Source organism: Nonomuraea pusilla, from assembly GCF_900109355.1.
In the GTDB taxonomy this organism is placed as follows: Bacteria; Actinomycetota; Actinomycetes; order Streptosporangiales; family Streptosporangiaceae; genus Nonomuraea; species Nonomuraea pusilla.
Genome location: NZ_FOBF01000010.1, coordinates 102,057 through 119,731, shown reverse-complemented (window position 1 = coordinate 119,731; position 17,675 = coordinate 102,057). Strand labels below are relative to the sequence as shown.

Annotated in this window: 15 protein-coding genes; 9 read left to right on the top strand and 6 right to left on the bottom strand. The window is 70.8% G+C overall.

The genetic code is table 11. The features are described 5' to 3' along the window. Positions 1-13: 13 nt before the first annotated feature. The 3 genes from BMX74_RS21745 to BMX74_RS21735 are packed head-to-tail and all read right to left on the bottom strand — an operon-like array spanning position 14 to position 4,028. The gene (locus BMX74_RS21745; protein ID WP_055507191.1) at positions 14-991 is read right to left on the bottom strand and encodes an ABC transporter substrate-binding protein; all 978 of its coding nucleotides are present in this window, start codon (positions 989-991) and stop codon (positions 14-16) included. Next, a complete protein-coding gene (locus tag BMX74_RS21740) occupies positions 988-2,943 on the bottom strand; it encodes an ABC transporter permease (RefSeq protein ID WP_091102423.1) in 1,956 nt (651 codons plus the stop codon). Before BMX74_RS21740 ends, BMX74_RS21745 begins: the two co-directional genes overlap by 4 nt. Continuing rightward, positions 2,940-4,028, bottom strand: coding sequence for a quaternary amine ABC transporter ATP-binding protein (locus BMX74_RS21735; RefSeq protein WP_055507193.1), 1,089 nt, complete (start codon positions 4,026-4,028; stop codon positions 2,940-2,942). Before BMX74_RS21735 ends, BMX74_RS21740 begins: the two co-directional genes overlap by 4 nt. Positions 4,029-4,340: 312 nt before the next feature. Between BMX74_RS21735 and BMX74_RS21730 the strand changes: the two genes are divergently transcribed. From BMX74_RS21730 to BMX74_RS21720, 3 genes are all read left to right on the top strand, one after another. Beyond that, positions 4,341-7,049 carry a sensor histidine kinase gene (locus tag BMX74_RS21730; protein ID WP_091102421.1) on the top strand — a complete coding sequence of 903 codons (2,709 nt, stop codon included), beginning with the start codon at positions 4,341-4,343 and terminating at the stop codon, positions 7,047-7,049. Continuing rightward, positions 7,049-7,471 (top strand): roadblock/LC7 domain-containing protein, encoded by a 423-nt coding sequence (locus BMX74_RS21725; protein WP_055507197.1) that lies wholly within the window; start codon positions 7,049-7,051, stop codon positions 7,469-7,471. The genes BMX74_RS21730 and BMX74_RS21725 overlap by 1 nt, the downstream gene beginning before the upstream one ends. Positions 7,472-7,585: 114 nt before the next feature. Continuing rightward, positions 7,586-7,900 carry a DUF742 domain-containing protein gene (locus tag BMX74_RS21720; protein WP_236715052.1) on the top strand — a complete coding sequence of 105 codons (315 nt, stop codon included), beginning with the start codon at positions 7,586-7,588 and terminating at the stop codon, positions 7,898-7,900. Positions 7,901-7,910: 10 nt separating this feature from the next. Here the strand turns inward: BMX74_RS21720 and BMX74_RS21715 are convergent, their stop codons facing one another. Both BMX74_RS21715 and BMX74_RS21710 read right to left on the bottom strand, forming a co-directional pair. Then, positions 7,911-8,873, bottom strand: a complete 963-nt coding sequence (locus BMX74_RS21715) for an SIS domain-containing protein (RefSeq protein WP_055507201.1) — start codon at positions 8,871-8,873, stop codon at positions 7,911-7,913. Further along, positions 8,870-9,973, bottom strand: a complete 1,104-nt coding sequence (locus BMX74_RS21710) for a hypothetical protein (RefSeq protein ID WP_091102418.1) — start codon at positions 9,971-9,973, stop codon at positions 8,870-8,872. The genes BMX74_RS21715 and BMX74_RS21710 overlap by 4 nt, the downstream gene beginning before the upstream one ends. A gap of 328 nt (positions 9,974-10,301) precedes the next feature. Here BMX74_RS21710 and BMX74_RS21705 point away from each other — a divergent pair, with 328 nt between their 5' ends. Genes BMX74_RS21705 through BMX74_RS21690 form a run of 4 tightly spaced genes read left to right on the top strand, consistent with a single transcriptional unit; the run spans position 10,302 to position 14,104 of the window. Then, the gene (locus BMX74_RS21705) at positions 10,302-11,423 is read left to right on the top strand and encodes a polyamine ABC transporter substrate-binding protein (RefSeq protein ID WP_082535453.1); all 1,122 of its coding nucleotides are present in this window, start codon (positions 10,302-10,304) and stop codon (positions 11,421-11,423) included. Between the two features lie 21 nt (positions 11,424-11,444). Continuing rightward, complete coding sequence (locus tag BMX74_RS21700) at positions 11,445-12,293, top strand: ABC transporter permease (protein ID WP_236715035.1); 849 nt, start codon at positions 11,445-11,447, stop codon at positions 12,291-12,293. Then, positions 12,286-13,065 carry an ABC transporter permease gene (locus BMX74_RS21695; protein WP_055507207.1) on the top strand — a complete coding sequence of 260 codons (780 nt, stop codon included), beginning with the start codon at positions 12,286-12,288 and terminating at the stop codon, positions 13,063-13,065. Before BMX74_RS21700 ends, BMX74_RS21695 begins: the two co-directional genes overlap by 8 nt. Continuing rightward, positions 13,052-14,104 carry an ABC transporter ATP-binding protein gene (locus tag BMX74_RS21690; RefSeq protein WP_055507209.1) on the top strand — a complete coding sequence of 351 codons (1,053 nt, stop codon included), beginning with the start codon at positions 13,052-13,054 and terminating at the stop codon, positions 14,102-14,104. Before BMX74_RS21695 ends, BMX74_RS21690 begins: the two co-directional genes overlap by 14 nt. Here the strand turns inward: BMX74_RS21690 and BMX74_RS21685 are convergent. After that, entirely contained in the window at positions 14,098-14,703 is a 606-nt protein-coding gene (locus BMX74_RS21685; RefSeq protein WP_055507547.1) for a TetR/AcrR family transcriptional regulator, read from the bottom strand. The two genes, BMX74_RS21690 and BMX74_RS21685, sit on opposite strands and share 7 nt — an antisense overlap. 145 nt (positions 14,704-14,848) lie before the next feature. On the opposite strand from BMX74_RS21685, the gene BMX74_RS21680 reads away from it, so the two are divergent. Together BMX74_RS21680 and BMX74_RS21675 are read left to right on the top strand one after the other, a co-directional pair. Next, positions 14,849-16,102, top strand: coding sequence for a glycosyltransferase (locus BMX74_RS21680; RefSeq protein WP_256257064.1), 1,254 nt, complete (start codon positions 14,849-14,851; stop codon positions 16,100-16,102). 43 nt (positions 16,103-16,145) lie between these two features. After that, positions 16,146-17,543, top strand: a complete 1,398-nt coding sequence (locus tag BMX74_RS21675; protein ID WP_055507213.1) for an aminobutyraldehyde dehydrogenase — start codon at positions 16,146-16,148, stop codon at positions 17,541-17,543. Positions 17,544-17,675 lie beyond the last annotated feature (132 nt).

Genomic DNA, 17,675 nt, shown 5'->3' with positions numbered 1-17,675 from the left:
CAGGAGGGGGAGGTCACTTCGGCAGCCACGCCTGCCACTTGGCGGTGTTGGCGTCCAGCCACTTCTTGGCGGCCTGCTCGCCGGTCATGCCGTTGTTCGTCATGTCGTTGGCCACGGCGTTCTGGTCCTCGTTCGTCCACTGGAAGTTCTTGACCAGCTCGTACGCCTTGCCGCCGGTGTCGGCGAACCGCTTGCTGACGACCTTGTCGAGGTCCATCTCCGGGTAGTCGCAGGCGACCTTCTTCGGGTCGGCGTCGCAGCCCTCGGTGTACTCCGGCAGCTTGACCCGGACCAGCTGGGTCTTGTTGAACAGCCAGTGCGGGTCCCAGAAGTAGAACAGCAGCGGCTTCTTCTGCTCCTGCGCCTGCTGGGCACCCTTGATCAGCGACGCCTCGCTGCCGCCGACGACGACCTTGTAGTCCAGCTTGAGGTTCTTGATCAGGGCTTCCTCGTTGCTGACGTACGACGGGTCGCCGAACAGCAGCTGCCCCTTGCCGCCCGACTCGGAGGTCTTGAACAGGTGGGCGTACTTGTTGAGGCTCTTGTAGTCGGTGATGTCCGGGTACTGGTCGGCCATCCACTTCGGGATGTACCAGCCGATCACGCCCTTGTTGCCCGTCGAGCCCGCCTCGACCGCGACCTTCTTCTCCTCGACGTACTTCTTCTTCAGGTCGGGGTGGCCCCAGTTCTCGATGATGACGTCCACGTCGCCGGTCTCGAAGCCCTCCCACGCGAGCTGCTCCTTGATCTCGGGCAGCTCGACGTCGTAGTGCAGCTCGTTCTTGAGCAGGTACGCGACCACGTTGGCGCTGGCCTCGTACCCCACCCAGGGGTTGATCGCGATCTTCACGGTGCCCGCCGAGCCGGGGGCGGCCGAGCCGCCGCCGGGCTGCGGCGCCGCCGAGCCTGAAGGGGTGCCGACCGTGGCGCCGCCGCAGCCGGCGGCGGCCATACCGAGCACGAGGAGGCCTGCGAGCAGGCGAATCTTCATGTGAGTTTCCTTCTCCGGGGGGACGGGCGCCCGTCGGCGCCCTGCGTGATGCGGTCGAGCATGACTCCGAGCAGGACCGTGGCGACGCCGGCGACGAACCCCATGCCGAAGTCGGCCCGCTGGGAGAAGCCGACGACGACGTCGTAGCCGAGCGCGCCCGCGCCGACCAGGCCGCCTACGACGACCATCGCCAGCGTCATGACGATGCCCTGGTTGGCGGCGAGCAGGATGGCCCGCCTGGCCATGGGCAGCTGCACCTTCCACAGGAGCTGGCCCGGCGTGGACCCGGCCGACAGGGCGGCCTCCACCACCGGGGCGGGCACCGCCCTGATGCCGTCCTCCACCAGGCGGGCCACGGGCGGCACCGCGTAGACGACCGACGCGAAGATCGCGGTGAACCTGGTGCTGCCGAACAGCGCCAGCGCGGGCAGCAGGTAGACGAAGGCGGGCATGGTCTGGGCCGCGTCGAGCAGGGGCCGCTGCAGGGCCGAGTACCGCGGCGAGCGGGCCGCGGCCACCCCCAGCAGCAGGCCGAGGACCAGCGTGACGAGCACCGCCACGGCGACGGTCGTCATCGTCTGCATGGCGTGCTCCCACAGGCCGAGCAGCGCGATCGCGAGCAGGCAGCCGAGCGCGGTCAGCGCGGGCCGCGCGCCGCTCACCCGCCAGGCGAGCGCCAGCACCGCGAGCGCGACGAGCCACCAGGGGGCGGTCGTGAGCAGGCCCTCCAGCGGGTTCAGCAGGGCGTGGGAGGTGAGGTCCTTGACGAACGTCGTGGCGCCGTACCAGGTGGACTCGACCCAGTGGACGGCCTCGTTCACCGGCGCGGCCAGGTTCACCGTCCACTCCTGCGGCCAGGTCGCGGGCAGCACGGGGGTGAGCGCGAGCCCGGCGGCGGCGAGCGCCCCGGCGGCGGCCAGGTCCAGGCGGCCGGCACGGGAGCGGGGGCCGCGCCGGGCGAGCGCCGAGAGCATCCGGTCGAGCACCACCGCCGTGACCACGATCGCCACGCCCGCCGGGAGCATGAGGCCCACCTGCGCCCTGGACAGCCCGCGGATGATGTCGCCGCCCAGGCCGGGGGCCGAGATGAGGTTCGCGATGACGACCATCGACAGCGCCATCATGACGGTCTGGTTGGCCGCCAGCGCGATCCTGGGCCTGGCCAGCGGCAGGCGCACCTTGAACAGCGTCTGCGCCGGGGTCGCCCCGAGCGATGCCGACGCCTCCACGGCGGCGGGGGAGACCTCCTGGATCGCCAGCGACGTGATGCGGATGGCGGGCGGGATCGAGTAGATCATCGTGGCGATCGCCCCCGCGGGCGCGCCGATGTGGAAGAACAGCACCAGCGGCGCCAGGTAGGCGAACGTCGGCATGATCTGCATGACGTCCAGCACCGGCGTGACGAGCCCCCGCACGCGGCGGGACAGGCCCGCCCAGACGCCGAGCGGCACCCCGATCGCCAGCGAGAGCAGCACCGAGGCCCCGACCAGGGCCAGCGTCTCCACGCTCGACTCCCACAGCCCCAGCACGCCGAACGAGCCCACGCCCGCCACGGCGAGCAGCGCCACCCGCCACCCGCCCGCCAGCCAGGCCATGCCGCCCATGACGCCGACGAGCCCCGGCCACCCGAGCGCGTTCAGCACCGTCTGGAAGAGCCCGTGGACCTCGGCGACGTAGAGGCGGACGTAGTTGAGGAAGTACAGGAACACCGGGTTGAGGTCCCGCTGGTCGTCGATCCACTCGCGCAGCTCGGTGACGGCCAGGAACTGCGGGGCCTCCTTGTCGTGGGGCAGTGTCCCGGTGCCGCGGAAGACCGCGTACGCGGCCGCCAGCAGCGCCGCCGCGCCCGCGTACCACGCCCAGCGCGGCAGCCCGCCACGTGACGCCGCGCCTTCGGCCGTGCCGGCCGCCGTGACCTCCACCGGGGCGGGGAGCCGCTGCTGGGTGGTCATGCGCCCGCCCGCTCCGTCAGGTCCCGGCCGGACAGGAACGCCAGCAGGTCCACCCGGTCCACGACGCCGACGAGCGTGCCGCCGTCGACCACCCTGATCGGGCGGGACGAGACCGACGCCGCTTCGAGCGCGTCCTTGACGAGCGTGGCGGCGGGCAGCTCGGGCCCGTCCAGCGGCTCGCCCGGCTCGGGCTCACGGCTGATCCTGCGCAGCGTCAGGACGTGGCTCCTCGGGACGTCGCGCACGAAGTCGGCCACGTAGTCGTCGGCGGGCGAGCCCACCAGCTCCTCGGCCGTGCCGACCTGCACGATCGAGCCGTCGCGCATGATGGCGATGCGTTCGCCGAGCTTGAGCGCCTCGGACAGGTCGTGGGTGATGAAGACCATCGTCTTGCCCACTTCCCTGTGCAGGCGGACGACCTCGGCCTGCATGTCGCGGCGGATCAGCGGGTCGAGCGCGCTGAACGGCTCGTCGAACAGCATCACCTGCGGGTCGACGGCCAGCGCCCTGGCCAGGCCGACCCGCTGCTGCATGCCGCCGGAGAGCTGGTCGGGGTAGGCGCCGGCGTGGCCGTCGAGGCCGACGAGGGAGAGGATCTCCGCGGCGCGGGCGTGCCTGGCCGCCCTGCCCACGCCCTGGATCTCCAGCCCGTACGCCACGTTGTCGACGACCCGGCGGTGCGGCAGCAGGCCGAAGTGCTGGAAGACCATGCTGACCCGGTGGCGGCGGATCTCGCGCAGCCGCGCGGGGGAGGCGCGGGCGATGTCCTCGCCGCCGATCCTGATCTCCCCGGCGGTCGGCTCGACCAGGCGGGTCAGGCACCGGACGAGCGTGGACTTCCCGCTGCCCGACAGTCCCATGACGACGAAGACCTCGCCGGGGCGCACGTCGAAGCTGACGTCGCGGACGGCGGCGGTGCACCCGGTCCTCTCTCGCAGTGCGGCGGGGTCGAGGTGCCTGTCGTCGCCGCCGAGCACCCGGTGCGCCCCGGCGCCGAAGATCTTCCAAAGGCCCTCGACGGTGATGGCCGCGCTGTCGGGAGAATCCCGCACACTCGCCTCCTCGTTTATGACGGGCCACAACATATGGCGTGCATTAGGCAAAGCTCAATGGTGTGACTCTCCAGAGACCTGCGTGCTCCTCCGGCGTTACGCAGTTGGAACGCGCTAATCACCCATAAGTGGACACTGATCGCATGAGGGGTTTATTTCTCTCTTGATCATTTCGAAGTAGGGGCTCCAGGTTCTCTGCTCTCCAGTCACATGAATCAACTTTTGTCGCGTTATGTTCGATTGGCCGTACTGGGTGGGATGTGTTCCAATTACCCGGCACTTGCTGATTTCCCCCGGGGTCCGGAACCCCTCATATACGCCGATTCGGGCGAGAGGTTGCGTTCGGTGAGTACAGAGTTGGGCGAACGGCAGTCAGCCGAGGGAAACTGGCGGCTGCGCAACTGGCGGGTCCGGGCACGCCTCGTCGCCCTCATTCTGGTCCCCACCACCGCGGCCGTGCTGCTCGGCGGCATCCAGGTGTTCACCTCCACCGGCGCCGCCTCCGACTACGCGGCCACCAACCGCCTGGCCCGCCTGTCCGCCCAGGTGGGAGAGCTCACCCACCTGCTGTCCGCCGAACGCGCGCGGACGTCCTGGTTCATCGCCCGCAAACGCCCCGAGAGCCTGCTGGGCACGGTCAGGAGCCAGATGTCCGCGGTGGACCAGTCCGTCAGCGAGGTGCGCGCCACCGCGCACCAGGTGGCCGGCGAGGTCACCGGGCGCACCGCCGACCAGATCGAGAACATGCTCAGCCGCCTGGACGACCTCGCCGGGCTCCGCCAGCAGGCCCTGGAGGCCAACCTCCTGCCCGGCGCCGCCGTCGAGCTCTACACCACCGTGATCGACAACCTGCTGTCGATCCACGGCGAGCTCATCAAGGGCAGCACCGACGACGAGCTGTTCCGCCAGAGCCGCATGCTCGACGGCCTCGCCCGCGCCAAGGAGAGCCTGTCGCTCCAGCAGGCCCTCGTCACCGTCGCGCTCGCCGAGGGCGCGTTCGACCAGGCGCAGCTCAGGACCTTCCTCGGCGAGCTGTCCAGGGAGACGGCCGAGCGCAGGGACTTCGCCGCCGAGGCCACCGCCGGGGAACGCCGCTTCTTCGACGAGACCGTCAACGGCCAGTCCGCCGACCGCATGCTGTTCCTGCGCGAGCTCGTGCTCATCAGGGCCACCAGGGGGCTGCCGCTGCGCGGGCTCGACCTGTCCGCCCGCGACGACGCCAAGGAGTGGTTCGACGCGGCGACCGTCGTCGTCGACGCCATGCGGCAGGTCGAGCGGCGCCAGGCCGACGGCATCGTCGGCCACAGCGAGACGCTGAGCTCCGGCGAGCGCGGCCAGGCCCTCGTCACCGCGGGCGCCGTGCTCGCCCTGCTCGTGGCCGTCCTGCTGATCACCACGGGCGTCGCCAGGTCGCTCGTACGGCCCCTGCGCAGGCTGCGCGGCGAGGCACTGGAGATCGCCGGACGCCGGCTGCCGGAGTTCGTCCAGCAGCTGCGCGAGTCGCGGGACGGCGCCACCACTCCCGACGTGCCGCCCATCGGCGTCTTCACCAGGGACGAGGTCGGCGAGGTCGCCCGCGCCTTCGACGAGGTGCACAGGGAGGCCGTCAGGCTCGCCGGCGACGAGGCCAGGCTGCGCGCCAACGTCAACGCCATGTTCGTCAACCTCTCCAGGCGCAGCCAGACCCTCGTCGAACGGCAGCTCACGCTCATCGAACGGCTGGAGCGCGGCGAGCGCGACGACACCAGGCTCGGCGACCTGTTCAAGCTCGACCACCTGGCCACCCGCATGCGGCGCAACAGTGAGAACCTGCTCGTCCTCGCCGGGCAGGAGGCCGCGCGCAAGTGGAGCGAGCCGGTCGAGCTCATGGACGTCGTGCGCGCGGCGGTCGGCGAGGTGGAGAGCTACGACCGGGTCAGCGCCCAGGCGCACTCCGAGGTGGCCATCGCGGGCCAGGCCGTCACGGATGTCGTCCACCTGCTCGCCGAGCTGGTCGAGAACGCCGTGTCGTTCTCGCCCGGCGACACCAAGGTGGTCATCAGCAGCAGCCGCATCGACGGCGGCGGGCTGATGGTGTCGGTCACCGACAACGGCATCGGCATGAGCCAGGAGGAGCTGGCCCAGGCCAACGACCGCCTCGCCAACCCGCCCGTCGTGGACGTGTCGGCGTCGCGCCGCATGGGACTGTTCGTGGTCGGCAGGCTCGCCCTGCGCCACCGCATCAGGGTGCTGCTGCGGCGGGGCGACGTCGGCGGGCTGACCGCCATGGTGCTCCTGCCGGAGGTCCTGCTGGCGCCGGTGCCCGCAGCACCTGGGATGCCCGGGATGGCGGGGACGTCCGGCATGGGCGGGATGCCGGGGATGGCGGAGGCCGGGGGACCCCGGCACGCCGTCGCCGCACCGCTGGCGGCTCCGACGCACGACCCGACGCACGACCCGACGCCGGGAACCCTCCAGCCGGGCGGCCTTCCGGCTGGGGGCCTTCAGGGTGGGGGCCTCCACCCTGGGGGCCTCCAGCCGGGGGGCCTCACGGGCGGGGCGGCGTACGGGACGCCCTCCACGCCGGGACCCGGCCACCCCTCCTTCGACCTGCCCACGCCCGAGCCGTCCTCCTGGTTCAGCTCGCCGCACACGTACTCCGGGGAGACGTCCATGCCGGACCTGCCCCCTGCGGCGCCGTCCGGGCCCGCCCGTCCGGGGCCGCAGGAGCCCTCGCACCTCCCCGCCGACGACTTCCCGCCCGGGTTCTCCGAGGTCGAGACGGGCTGGTTCACCAAGCCCGCCGCGACCCAGGACCACCGGGACCCCGGCTGGTCGTCACCCGCCGACCAGGGCTGGCGCGCCGCCGGCGCGGCGGAGCAGCCGGTGATGGACGGCACCACCGGCTCGGGACTGCCCAAGCGGACGCCGAAGGCGAACCTCGTCCCCGGCGTGGCGGCCACGCCGCCGCCCCCGCCCCCGGCCCCGCCCCCGTCCCCCGACCGGCTGCGCAGCAGGCTGGCCAGCTACCAGCAGGGCGTGCGCAAGGGCCGCGCCGAGCTAGAGGAGGACTGATGCACGAACTGAGCCAGGGTGCCAGAGACGTCAACTGGCTGGTGAGCGGCTTCGTCGACGACGTCCCCGGGGTGGCGCACGCCGTGGTCGTCTCCGCCGACGGCCTGCCCATGGCCTTCTCCCACGGGTTCCCGAAGGACCGCGCCGACCAGCTCGCCGCCGTCGCGGCCGGCCTGGTCAGCCTGACGCACGGCGCGGCCAGGGTGTTCGAGGGGGGAGCGGTGACCCAGTCCCTCGTGGAGATGGAGCGCGGCCTGCTGCTGGTGATGTCCATCAGCGACGGCTCCTGCCTGGCGGTGCTGGCCGCGCCCGACTGCGACATGGGGCTGGTCGCGTACCAGATGACGGTCCTGGTCGAGCGCGCGGGGCAGGTGCTCACCCCCGCCGTACGGGCCGAGCTGTCGGCCACCCGGGCCCGGTGAGGGACGCGCTGGTGAGAGACGGACTGGTGAGGCTGGGCGACGGCCTGAGGGGAGCGGACGTTGACATCGTGGCATGACGGGGAGCCGGAGCCCGAGCGCAGCTCGCTGGTCCGGATGTACGCCGTCACCGGCGGACGCACCGCTCCGCGCACCGGCCTCGCCATGGAGGCGCTGGTGTCGTCGGCGACGTCGGCGCAGCTCGGCATGGCGTACACGCGGGAGTACCGCGCGATCAGCGAGCTGTGCCGCCAGGTGCGGTCGGTGGCGGAGATCTCCGCGCTGCTGAACGTCCCGCTAGGGGTGGCGCGCGTGCTGGTCGCCGACATGGAGGCGGAGGGGCTGGTACGGGTGTACCAGCCCCAGCTCGACGCGGGCCTGCCCGACAGGAGGCTGCTGGAACGCGTCCTCATCGGGCTGCGCAGGCTCTAGGCCGCGGGTCCTACGACTGGGCGCCCCACCAGTAGGCGGCGACCAGTTCGGCCACCAGGGTCTCGGTGAGCAGCGCGACCGCCGGGTCGTCGTCGTGCGGGTAGCGGACGGCCGCCGCCGCGTCCTTGACCTCGCCGCCCACCGTGACGACGGTGGAGCCGCGCTGCCTGACCCAGTCCATCGCCTGCTCGTCGTAGCGGGAGCCGGGGAAGAGCAGCGCCCGGTAGTCGAGCGTCTTGGTGAGGTAGACGTCCACGTGCGACCAGTCGCCCGCCTCGCAGGCGTCGGCGGCGCGGCGCGGGCCCTCGCGCAGCATCAGCGCCGACTGCTCGGCCGACGACAGCCGCTCGGCGGGCGCGACCGCGTAGACGCCGTGCGGGCCGTCGAGCAGCTCCAGGGTGAGCGGCAGCCACTCGTCCCTGCGCTCCAGCAGGTCGGCGGTGGCCTCGGCGCTCCTGCGCAGCAGGCCGGGGACGTCCGGGCCGGCGCCGGTGAGACGCCGCTCCAGCGCCAGCAGCAGCGCCAGAGTGTGCTGGAACGTCCGGCAGGCCACCCCGCCGCGCTCCTCGCCCGCCCGCATCGGCACCACGAGGTCGGCGTGCTCGGTCAGGGGGGAGCCGGGGACGTTGGTGAGCGCCGCCATGAACGACGGGCCGCCCGCGTACCTCGCGGTGGCGTCCAGGGTCTCCCTGCTGCCGCCGGTCGCCGAGATCGGCACGACCAGCGTCTCCGGTGAGGCGGGGAAGGCCGCGGCGGCCGACGCGTACTCGGCGTAGGCGTCGATCCCGGCGGCGCGCAGGCGCAGCGCGGCCACGCCGGCGGCGTAGCGGGAGCTGCCCATGCCGAGGAACACCACCCTGCGCACGGTTCCGGGCAGCGCGGCGAACGGGTCGTCCGCCTCCAGGGACGCGGCCAGGGCGGCGAGCGCCGCGGGCTTGGCCTCCAGGTCGGACAGGAACAGCTCGGGGTTCACGGGGTCTCCTCGGGGTACCAGGTGCGCAGCACGCCCATGGGGGCGTAGCGCCAGCGGGGCAGGTGGCGGGCCGCGTAGATCAGCTCGCGGCACTCCTGCTCGATCTCGAAGGGGCGCAGCAGGGACTCGTCCAGCAGGTCGGGCCGGCCGCGCGCGGCCAGCCTGCCGCGGTAGGCGTCGAGCAGCAGGGCGCGCGCCCGCGCCGCCCAGGCCGTGGCGCGGCCGGCGGGCACGCCGCGGCGCAGGATCGCCACCTGGGCGACGTGCTCCAGGCTGGTGGCGAGCTGCGCGACGTCACGCGCGGCGGGCTGGTACGGCTGGGCGCCGGCGACGGTCGGGTTGCCGTCGAAGTCGATGACCGCGTAGCCGTCGCGCCAGCGCAGGATCTGGCCGACGTGCAGGTCACCATGAATCCTGATGAGCGCCCCCGCCGCTGTGCCCGTCGCCGCGCCCGCCGCTGTGCCCGTCGCTGCGCTTGTCACTGTGCCCCTGGCTGGGGTGGCGAGCGGTGCGAGGCCGGCCCGCAGCGTCTCCGCGTGGGCGGCGAGCCAGCGGCCGTCGTCGCCGTCGGTCAGCTCCAGCGCCTCGCGCAGCGCCTCCTCGGCCCTGGCCAGCAGCCCCCCGCCCTGGCTCCCCGCCTCCCCGCCCTCAGGGAAGCTCGCGGAGGAGGGCCCGGAGGAGCTCGTGGGGGAGGGCGCCGGGGAGGGCCCGGGGGAGTGGCCCGCAGATGCCGGGGTGGGGGCCGGGTAGGTGGACAGGGCGAGGTGGAGGTCGGCGGTGAGGCGGCCGAGGTCGGCGGCGAAGGCCGTCTCGTCCGCCTCGGCGTCGTCCACGCACCACTCCCAGCCGTCCCTCGCCTCCGGCAGGTATCCGGTGACGAGCGCGACGAGCAGTTCCCGGCCCTTGTCAAACAGAGTCAGGGCCGCGTAAGGGGGAGCCGTGTCGTTGAATCCTGCCTCAACGAGATGAGCGAGCAGCTCGGGTGCCGGATGAGGGAGAGGAACAGGCGGAGTGAGCCATTTGACCACCACCTGCTCGGCCACCACCACCGAGTAGTTGGTCTGGTCGACATGGGGTCCGAAGTCGCGTTCAGCCGGCACCCCGGTGTGCGGACTCCCAGGATCGTACGAGAGGGTGGGCAGCGCGCGGAAACGGCGTACCGCAAGGGGATGCGGCACGTCCCCCGCCAACAGCGGCAGGAGCGCGGCGGTGATGCCGCGATCTCGCGCGGTGAGTGGCTTCTCACCCAGAGAGAGCAACCGGCTGGTTATTGAATCCCAATTCAACTGCTGGACCAAACTTCCAGGTAGCAATGTCGGGAAAAGTCTTGCCCATGTTGATTTCTGCTGCAACACTCCTGGTCTGGTCTGCCGTGCCGCCTTGGTCGCGCGACCCCTTGTACATCGCAATCCAGAAGGAGTAGCGGCCGTGTCCCGTACCCGGTTCACCAGTCGTCTTCCGGCCGCCGTGGCGGTGGCCGGCCTAGCGCTCGCCGCCGCGGCGTGCGGTGGTGAGTCGTCGAACAGTTCAGGCGGCACGAGCGCAGCGGCAGCCGACCTCAAGCCCAACGCCGACCTGTCGAAGCAGAAGCTGCAGATCACGGTCTGGGACGGCTACACGCCGAAGGAACTGCCCGAGAAGGCCAAGGAGAAGCTCAAGGTCTCGGAGGTCGAGGTCACGCTCCACGCCACGAACGAGGAGGCGATGACCAAGCTGACGGCCGGCGGCGACAGCGGCATCGACGTGGCGTTCGTGTCCGGCCAGTACGCCCAGGCGCTCAACGCCCAGGGCCTGCTGGAGCCGATCCACCCCGAGCTGATCCCGAACCTGGCCAACCTCTACCCGGAGGCCACGCAGCTCTCGTACGACAAGGGCAACAAGTACTCCGTGCCCTACACCTGGGGCACCACCGGCATCTGCTACCGCAGCGACCTGGTGAAGGCGAAGCCGACCAGCTGGAACGACATCCTCAAGCCGCCGTCCTGGGCCGACAAGAAGGTCACCATGATGACCACCGAGCGCTGGCTGGCCCTGCCGGCGCTCAAGGCGCTCGGCTACTCGGTCAACACCGAGAAGGACGAGGAGATCGAGAAGGTCAAGCAGCTTCTCCTGGACGCCAAGCCGCACCTGCTGGCCTACGACGACACCACCTTCGGCGACCGGCTGAAGAGCGGCGAGGCCGTCATGGTCGAGGCGTGGGACGGCTGGTGCCCCACCACGGACGAGAAGCAGAACATCAAGTTCGAGGTGCCGAAGGAGGGCAGCGACCTCTGGGTGGACACCATGGTGATCATGAAGTCCTCCAAGAACAAGGAGGCCGCGCACGCCTTCATCAACTACATCCTCGACCCCGAGATCCACCGCTGGGCCGCCGAGAACATCAACTACAAGGTCCCGAACAAGGCCGCCATGGACAAGGTGACCATCTCGCCGGGCTCGCTGCTGGGCATCAAGCCCGCCGAGCTGCTCAACGGCGAGTCGCTCATCGACCTGGGCCAGGCCTCGACCAAGTACACGCGGCTCGCGGAAGAGATCAAGGCTCAGTCGTAAGCAAGTAGTCGTAGGCACATCGTGAAGTCAGAAGCAAAGGCCCGGCCGGCGTCCCGAGGACGCCGGCTGGGCGCGTTCGTCTTCCTCTCGCCGGGCCTGACGTACCTGATCGTGCTGCTCCTGGTGCCGCTCGGCCTGATGGTGAGCTACACGGTCTTCCAGCGCGGGCGCTTCGGCGGCGTGGTGTACGAGTTCACCACCGAGAACTTCTCCCGGCTCGTCGACCCGCTCTACCTGGGCGTCCTCGGCACCTCGCTGCGCATCGCCGCGGTGACGACGCTGATCGCGCTGCTCGTCGGCTACCCGACGGCGTACCTGATCGCGCAGCTCCCGAACCGGTGGAAGACCGCCGCCCTCGTGGCGATCGTGCTGCCGTTCTGGACGAACTTCCTCATCCGGGTCTACGCCTGGATCATGCTGCTCAGCGGCCCCGGCGTGGTGAACTCGCTGCTCGGGACCAAGCTGGAGCTGCTGTACAAGGAAGGCACCATCGTCGCCGGGCTGCTCTACTCGTACCTGCCGCTGATGGTGCTGCCGCTGTACGCGACGATCGAGAAGCTCGACCCGCAGCTGCGCGAGGCGTCGGCCAACCTGGGCGCGTCGGCCTTCACCACGTTCCGCAAGGTGACGCTGCCGCTGACGCTGCCCGGCGTGATGACGGGCTGCCTGTTCGTGTTCGTGCCGAGCTTCGGCAACTTCGTCATCCCCGAGATGCTCGGCGGCAACAAGACCGTGATGGTGGGCAACCTGATCCGCAACCAGTTCCTGTCGGCGCGCGACTGGCCGTTCGGCTCGACGCTGGCGCTGGCGCTCGTCGCGGTGCTCGTGGTGCTCCTGCTCGTGCAGTCCTGGGCGGCCCGCCGTGCGTAGGCCGAGACTCCTGTACGTGCCGTTCTGGGCCACGTACGTCTTCCTGTACCTGCCGATCGTCGTGCTCGTGCTGATGTCGTTCAACTCGGGCAAGTCGGTCTACACCTACGAGGGCTTCAGCCTGAAGTGGTACGGCGAGCTGGCCGGCGACGAGCGGATCAGGGAGGGCCTGGTCAACACGCTGATCGTGGCCGCGGGCTCCACGGTGATCGCCACCGTGCTGGGCACCCTGCTGGCCGTCGGCCTGGCCAGGCACACCCGCTCGAAGCTGCTCGACGCGCTGGCGCTGATGCCGGCCGTGCTGCCCGACCTGGTGCTCGCCATCGGCCTGCTGGTCTTCTACGGCATGATCCAGATGACGCTGGGCCTGCACTCGGTGATCCTCGCCCACGGCCTGTTCTCGATGGCGTTCGTGGCGGCCGTGGTGCGCACCCGGCTGACGAACGCCGACACGTCGCTGGAGGAGGCCTCCCGTGATCTCGGGGCGGGCCCGGTGTCCACGTTCATGCGGATCACGCTGCCGCAGCTCCTGCCCGGCATCGTGGCGGGCGCCCTGCTGGCGTTCACGCTGTCGCTGGACGAGTTCGTGATCGCCTTCTTCACGGTCGGCAACAGCGACCAGACGCTGCCGATCGTCATCTATTCGATGATCCGTTTCGGGGTGACCCCGAAGATCAACGCGCTGGCCGCGATCCTGCTCCTCGTGAGCTTCACGGCCGTGATCGCGGGGCAGCGCCTGACCAAGATCGGGGAGACGCGTGCTCAAGATTGACGGGGTGACGCGCAGGTTCGGCGACGTCACCGCGCTGGACGAGGTGTCGCTGGAGATCGGCCAGGGCGAGTTCTTCGCGCTGCTCGGGCCGTCGGGCTGCGGCAAGACGACGCTGCTGCGCATCATCGCGGGCTTCGAGACCCCCGACGCGGGCACGGTCACGCTCGACGGCGAGGACCTGCTGGCCAAGCCGCCGAACCGGCGTCCCATCAGCCTGATGTTCCAGTCGTACGCCCTGTTCCCGCACATGACGGTCGCCAAGAACGTGGCGTACGGGCTGGAGCGGGAGCGGCTGCCCCGGCAGGAGATCAAGCAGCGGGTCGGCGAGGTGCTGGAGACGGTCGGCCTGTCGGCGCACGGCGACAGGAAGCCGCACCAGCTCTCCGGCGGCCAGCGCCAGCGGGTGGCGCTGGCGCGTTCCATCGTCAAGCGGCCCCGCCTGCTGCTGCTGGACGAGCCGCTGTCGGCCCTGGACAAGAAGGTCAGGGCGGACATGCAGCTGGAGCTCAAGCGGCTGCAGAACGAGGTCGGCATCACGTTCGTGGTCGTCACGCACGACCAGGAGGAGGCCATGTCGCTGGCCGACCGCATCGCGGTCTTCGACAGCGGCAGCGTGCGCCAGGTGGACGAGCCGATCGAGCTGTACGAGCGGCCCCGCTCGCCGTTCGTCGCCGACTTCGTCGGAGCCAACAACATCTTCCGCGGCACCGCGAGCGGCCTGGACGGGCTCAAGAGCGCCGAGTTCGGCATGCTGCCCGGCACGCCCCTGGAGGAGCTGGAGGCGGACGCGGAGGCGCTCCTGGCCGTCCGGCCCGAGAAGGTCGAGCTCGTGGACGAGAGCGCGGCCCGCGGCTTCAAGGGCACCGTCCTCGACGTCAGCTTCTACGGCGGCGTCTCCCACATCTCGGTGGAGGTGGAGGGCCGCGACAGGCCCGTGCTGGCCGCCGTGCAGGGAGCCGGCAAGATGAAGCAGGGCGCCAAGGTGAAGGTGCGCTGGAACGCCGAGGACGCCGTCATCATGGCGGCGGCGGGTCAATGACAGAGGTCGTTGCCCGTCGCCGTGCGGGCGTACGACAGGATCAGCTCGGCCGCCTCGGCCGGGCCGATCAGGGGGTGCCTGGCGGTGATGCGGTAGCCGTAGGCGTCCTCCAGCGCCACCAGGTTGCGCGAGATCGTCAGGGAGTCGGCGCTGAGCCTGAACACGCCCAGCGCCGCCCCCGTGTCCAGGATCGCCTGGTACATCGACACCTGGCGGTCGTAGAGCGACGTGAGCAGCACGCCGTACACGCGGTGCCGGCCCGCGGCGCCGCCGAGCTCGTTGAGCAGGCGGACGTCCGGGTCGAGCGGCCCGGTGGGCAGGCCCGACCTGATGGTGACGACGAGCTTCCTGACCGGGTCGGTGAGGGACGAGAGCTGGCGCAGCCGCTGCTCGTAGAAGCGCTCCATGCCCGAGTGCTGCGCCTCGACCAGCAGCTCGCCCAGGTCGGGGTAGTGGTAGAGCACGGCGCCGGAGGTCAGACCGGCCTCCTCCGCGACGTGCGAGAGCTGCACGCCGTCGACGCCGTGCCGGATGATGGCCCTGCGCGCCGCCTCGATCAGGTCGATGCGCCGGTCGTTACGGCTTTTGCGCTGAGCCACGCCCACCACCTTCACTCGTTCTGCTGCCGTTCAGTTAGTCGTGACCATAGTGCCGCGAAGTTGACCTTCCCGCTAGATGAGTATTTGAATTCCTCTTCAATTCGCTAGTGCCCCGGAGGGCTCGATGTCTCTCACCATCCTGTTCATGCCTGAAAGCGCCTACGGGCCGACCAACAACTGCATCGGCATCGGCGACATCCTGCGCCGCCGCGGCCACCGCGTGGTCTTCGCGGCGGAGGCGTCCTGGAAGGGCAAGCTCGAGGCGCTCGGCTTCGAGGAGGACCTCGTCGATCTCGCGCCCCCCGCGGAGGACGCCGAGGAGCAGGACCCGGGCCAGTTCTGGAAGGACTTCATCCGCGAGACCGCGCCCGAGTACCGCAAGAGCACGCTGGAGCAGCTCGAGACCGTCACCAAGCCGATCTGGGAGTCGCTGATCGACGGCGTCAAGTACTGCGAGCCGCAGCTCAAGGCCATCATCGAGCGCGTGCGGCCGGATGTCGTCGTCGAGGACAACGTCATCACGTTCCCCGCGCTGCTGACCACGGGTAAGAAGTTCGTCCGCATCGTCTCCTGCAACCCGCTGGAGATGCGCGGCGAGAACGTCGCCCCGGTCTTCTCCGGCCTGTCCGCCGACGACCGCGCCGAGTGGGACGCCTTCCGCGCCGAGTACGACCGCACCCACCGTGAGCTGTGGAGCGCCTTCAACGAGTGGTGCGTCGAGCAGGGCACGCGGCCGCTGCCCGATCTCGACTTCATCCACGAGGGCGACCTGAACCTCTACGTGTACCCCGAGGCGCTCGACTACGTCGACGCCCGCCCGCTCGGCCCCTCCTGGCACCGCCTCGACTCGTCCGTGCGCGAGACCGACGAGGACTTCGAGCTGCCCTTCGAGCGCGGCGAGGGCTCCCTCGTGTACTTCTCGCTGGGCTCGCTCGGCTCCTCCGACGTGGAGCTCATGCAGCGCGTGATCGACGTGCTGGCCACCACGCCGCACCGGTACATCGTCTCCAAGGGCCCGCTGCACGAGGAGATCAAGCTCGCCGACAACATGTGGGGCGCCGAGTTCGTGCCGCAGACGAAGATCATCCCGCTCTGCGACCTCGTCATCACCCACGGCGGCAACAACACCACCACCGAGGCGATCCACTTCGGCAAGCCGATGATCCTCCTGCCGCTGTTCTGGGACCAGTACGACAACGCCCAGCGCGTGCACGAGCTCGGCTACGGCGTCAGGCTCTCCACCTACGGCTTCACCGACGACGAGCTCACGGGCGCCGTGGAGCGGCTGCTCGGCGACACCGAGCTGCGCTCCAGGCTCGTCGCCGTGGGCGAGGAGATCCGCCGGCGCGACGGCCTGCGCAAGGCCGCCGACCTCATCGAGCAGCTCGGCCAGAACTGACGGCTCCGGCCGGCGACAAGCACCACAGGGACGAAGAACTTCCATGCGCGAACTGATCAACCCCGCTACCGGCCTCCCGGTCGCGGAGGTCCCCGACACCCCGGCCGAGGCCGTGGCGCCCGCCGTGGCGGCCGCCCGCCGCGCGTACGCCGAGTGGGGACAGACCACCCCCGCCGAACGCGCCAGGCTGCTGCTGCGCCTGGCCGACCTGGTCGAGGCCGACGCCGAGGAGCTGACCAGGCTGGAGGTCGAGGAGACCGGCAAGCCGGCCGCGGTGTTCCGCGACGGCGAGCTGCCCTTCGCGGTCGACAACCTGCGGTTCTTCGCCGGGGCCGCCCGCTCGCTGGAGGGCACGGGCGCGGGCGTGTTCAGCGCCGGCTACACCTCGGTCATGCTGCGCCGCCCCGTCGGGGTGGTGGGGTCGATCGCGCCGTGGAACTTCCCGTTCATCATGGCCGTCTGGAAGGTCGGCCCGGCGGTCGCGGCGGGCAACGCCGTGGTGATCAAGCCGGCGCCGCAGACGCCGCGCACGACGCTGCGCCTGGCCGAGCTGTTCGCGAAGGCGGGCGCGCCCGAGGGGCTCGTCCAGGCCGTGACCGGCGGCGCCGACGTCGGGCAGGCGCTGGTGACCGACCCGGGCGTGGACATGGTGAGCGTCACCGGCTCCACGGAGACCGGCCGCGCCGTGATGACGGGCGCCGCGACCACGCTCAAGCGGGTGCACCTGGAGCTCGGCGGCAAGGCCCCCGCCCTGGTCTTCGAGGACGCCGACCTGGCCGAGATGGCCCGCGGCGTGGCCATGGGGGCCACGTACAACACCGGCCAGGACTGCACCGCCGCCACCCGCGTCTACGTCGCCAGGCCCGTGTACGAGGCGGCGGTGGAGGCGTTCAGGGAGGTCGTCGCCGGCATCACCGTGGGCGACCCCTGGGACCCGGCCACCGACATCGGCCCGCTGATCTCGGCCGCCCACCGGGAGCGGGTGCACGGGTTCGTCGCGCGCTCGGGCGGCCGCGTGGTCCACGGCGGCGCGATGGCCGAAGGGCCAGGGTTCTACTACCCGCCGACCGTTGTGACGGATGTCGCACAGGGCAGCGAGATCGTCCAGGGCGAGATTTTCGGTCCTGTCCTGGTGGTCCTGCCGTTCGACGGCGAGGACGAGGCGGTCCGGCTGGCCAACGACACCCGCTACGGCCTGGCGTCGTCGGTGTGGTCGCGTGACGTGGCGCGCGCCATGCGCGTCTCGCACCGTCTCGACGTGGGTGTGACCTGGGTGAACGACCACCTGCCCATCGCCAGCGAGGCCCCTCACGGCGGCGTGAAGGGCAGCGGGTTCGGCAAGGACATGAGCCAGGAGGCGGTGCAGGAGTACTCGGTGACCCGCCACCTGATGGTCAAGCACGCGGCGCCGGCCGAACGGGATTCGTTCCGGCCCGCCTGAAAACATGCGCGGCGATATGCGACCTAAAGGGCACCTTTGGTCGTATTTGATGGGATATGCACGGTTGGCCGATCTGGTACGGGTTGTGTTCCAATTACCCAGCCGGACGGAATCCCATGCGCCCCACGCGTG

Bases quoted from the DNA above. Each gene is read 5' to 3' on its own strand.
- BMX74_RS21675 (WP_055507213.1), top strand. From the start codon at position 16,146: ATGCGCGAACTGATCAACCCCGCTACCGGCCTCCCGGTCGCGGAGGTC.
- BMX74_RS21735 (WP_055507193.1), bottom strand. From the start codon at position 4,028: ATGTTGTGGCCCGTCATAAACGAGGAGGCGAGTGTGCGGGATTCTCCC.
- BMX74_RS21720 (WP_236715052.1), top strand. From the start codon at position 7,586: ATGTACGCCGTCACCGGCGGACGCACCGCTCCGCGCACCGGCCTCGCC.
- BMX74_RS21740 (WP_091102423.1), bottom strand. From the start codon at position 2,943: ATGACCACCCAGCAGCGGCTCCCCGCCCCGGTGGAGGTCACGGCGGCC.
- BMX74_RS21745 (WP_055507191.1), bottom strand. From the start codon at position 991: ATGAAGATTCGCCTGCTCGCAGGCCTCCTCGTGCTCGGTATGGCCGCC.
- BMX74_RS21680 (WP_256257064.1), top strand. From the start codon at position 14,849: ATGCCTGAAAGCGCCTACGGGCCGACCAACAACTGCATCGGCATCGGC.
- BMX74_RS21725 (WP_055507197.1), top strand. From the start codon at position 7,049: ATGCACGAACTGAGCCAGGGTGCCAGAGACGTCAACTGGCTGGTGAGC.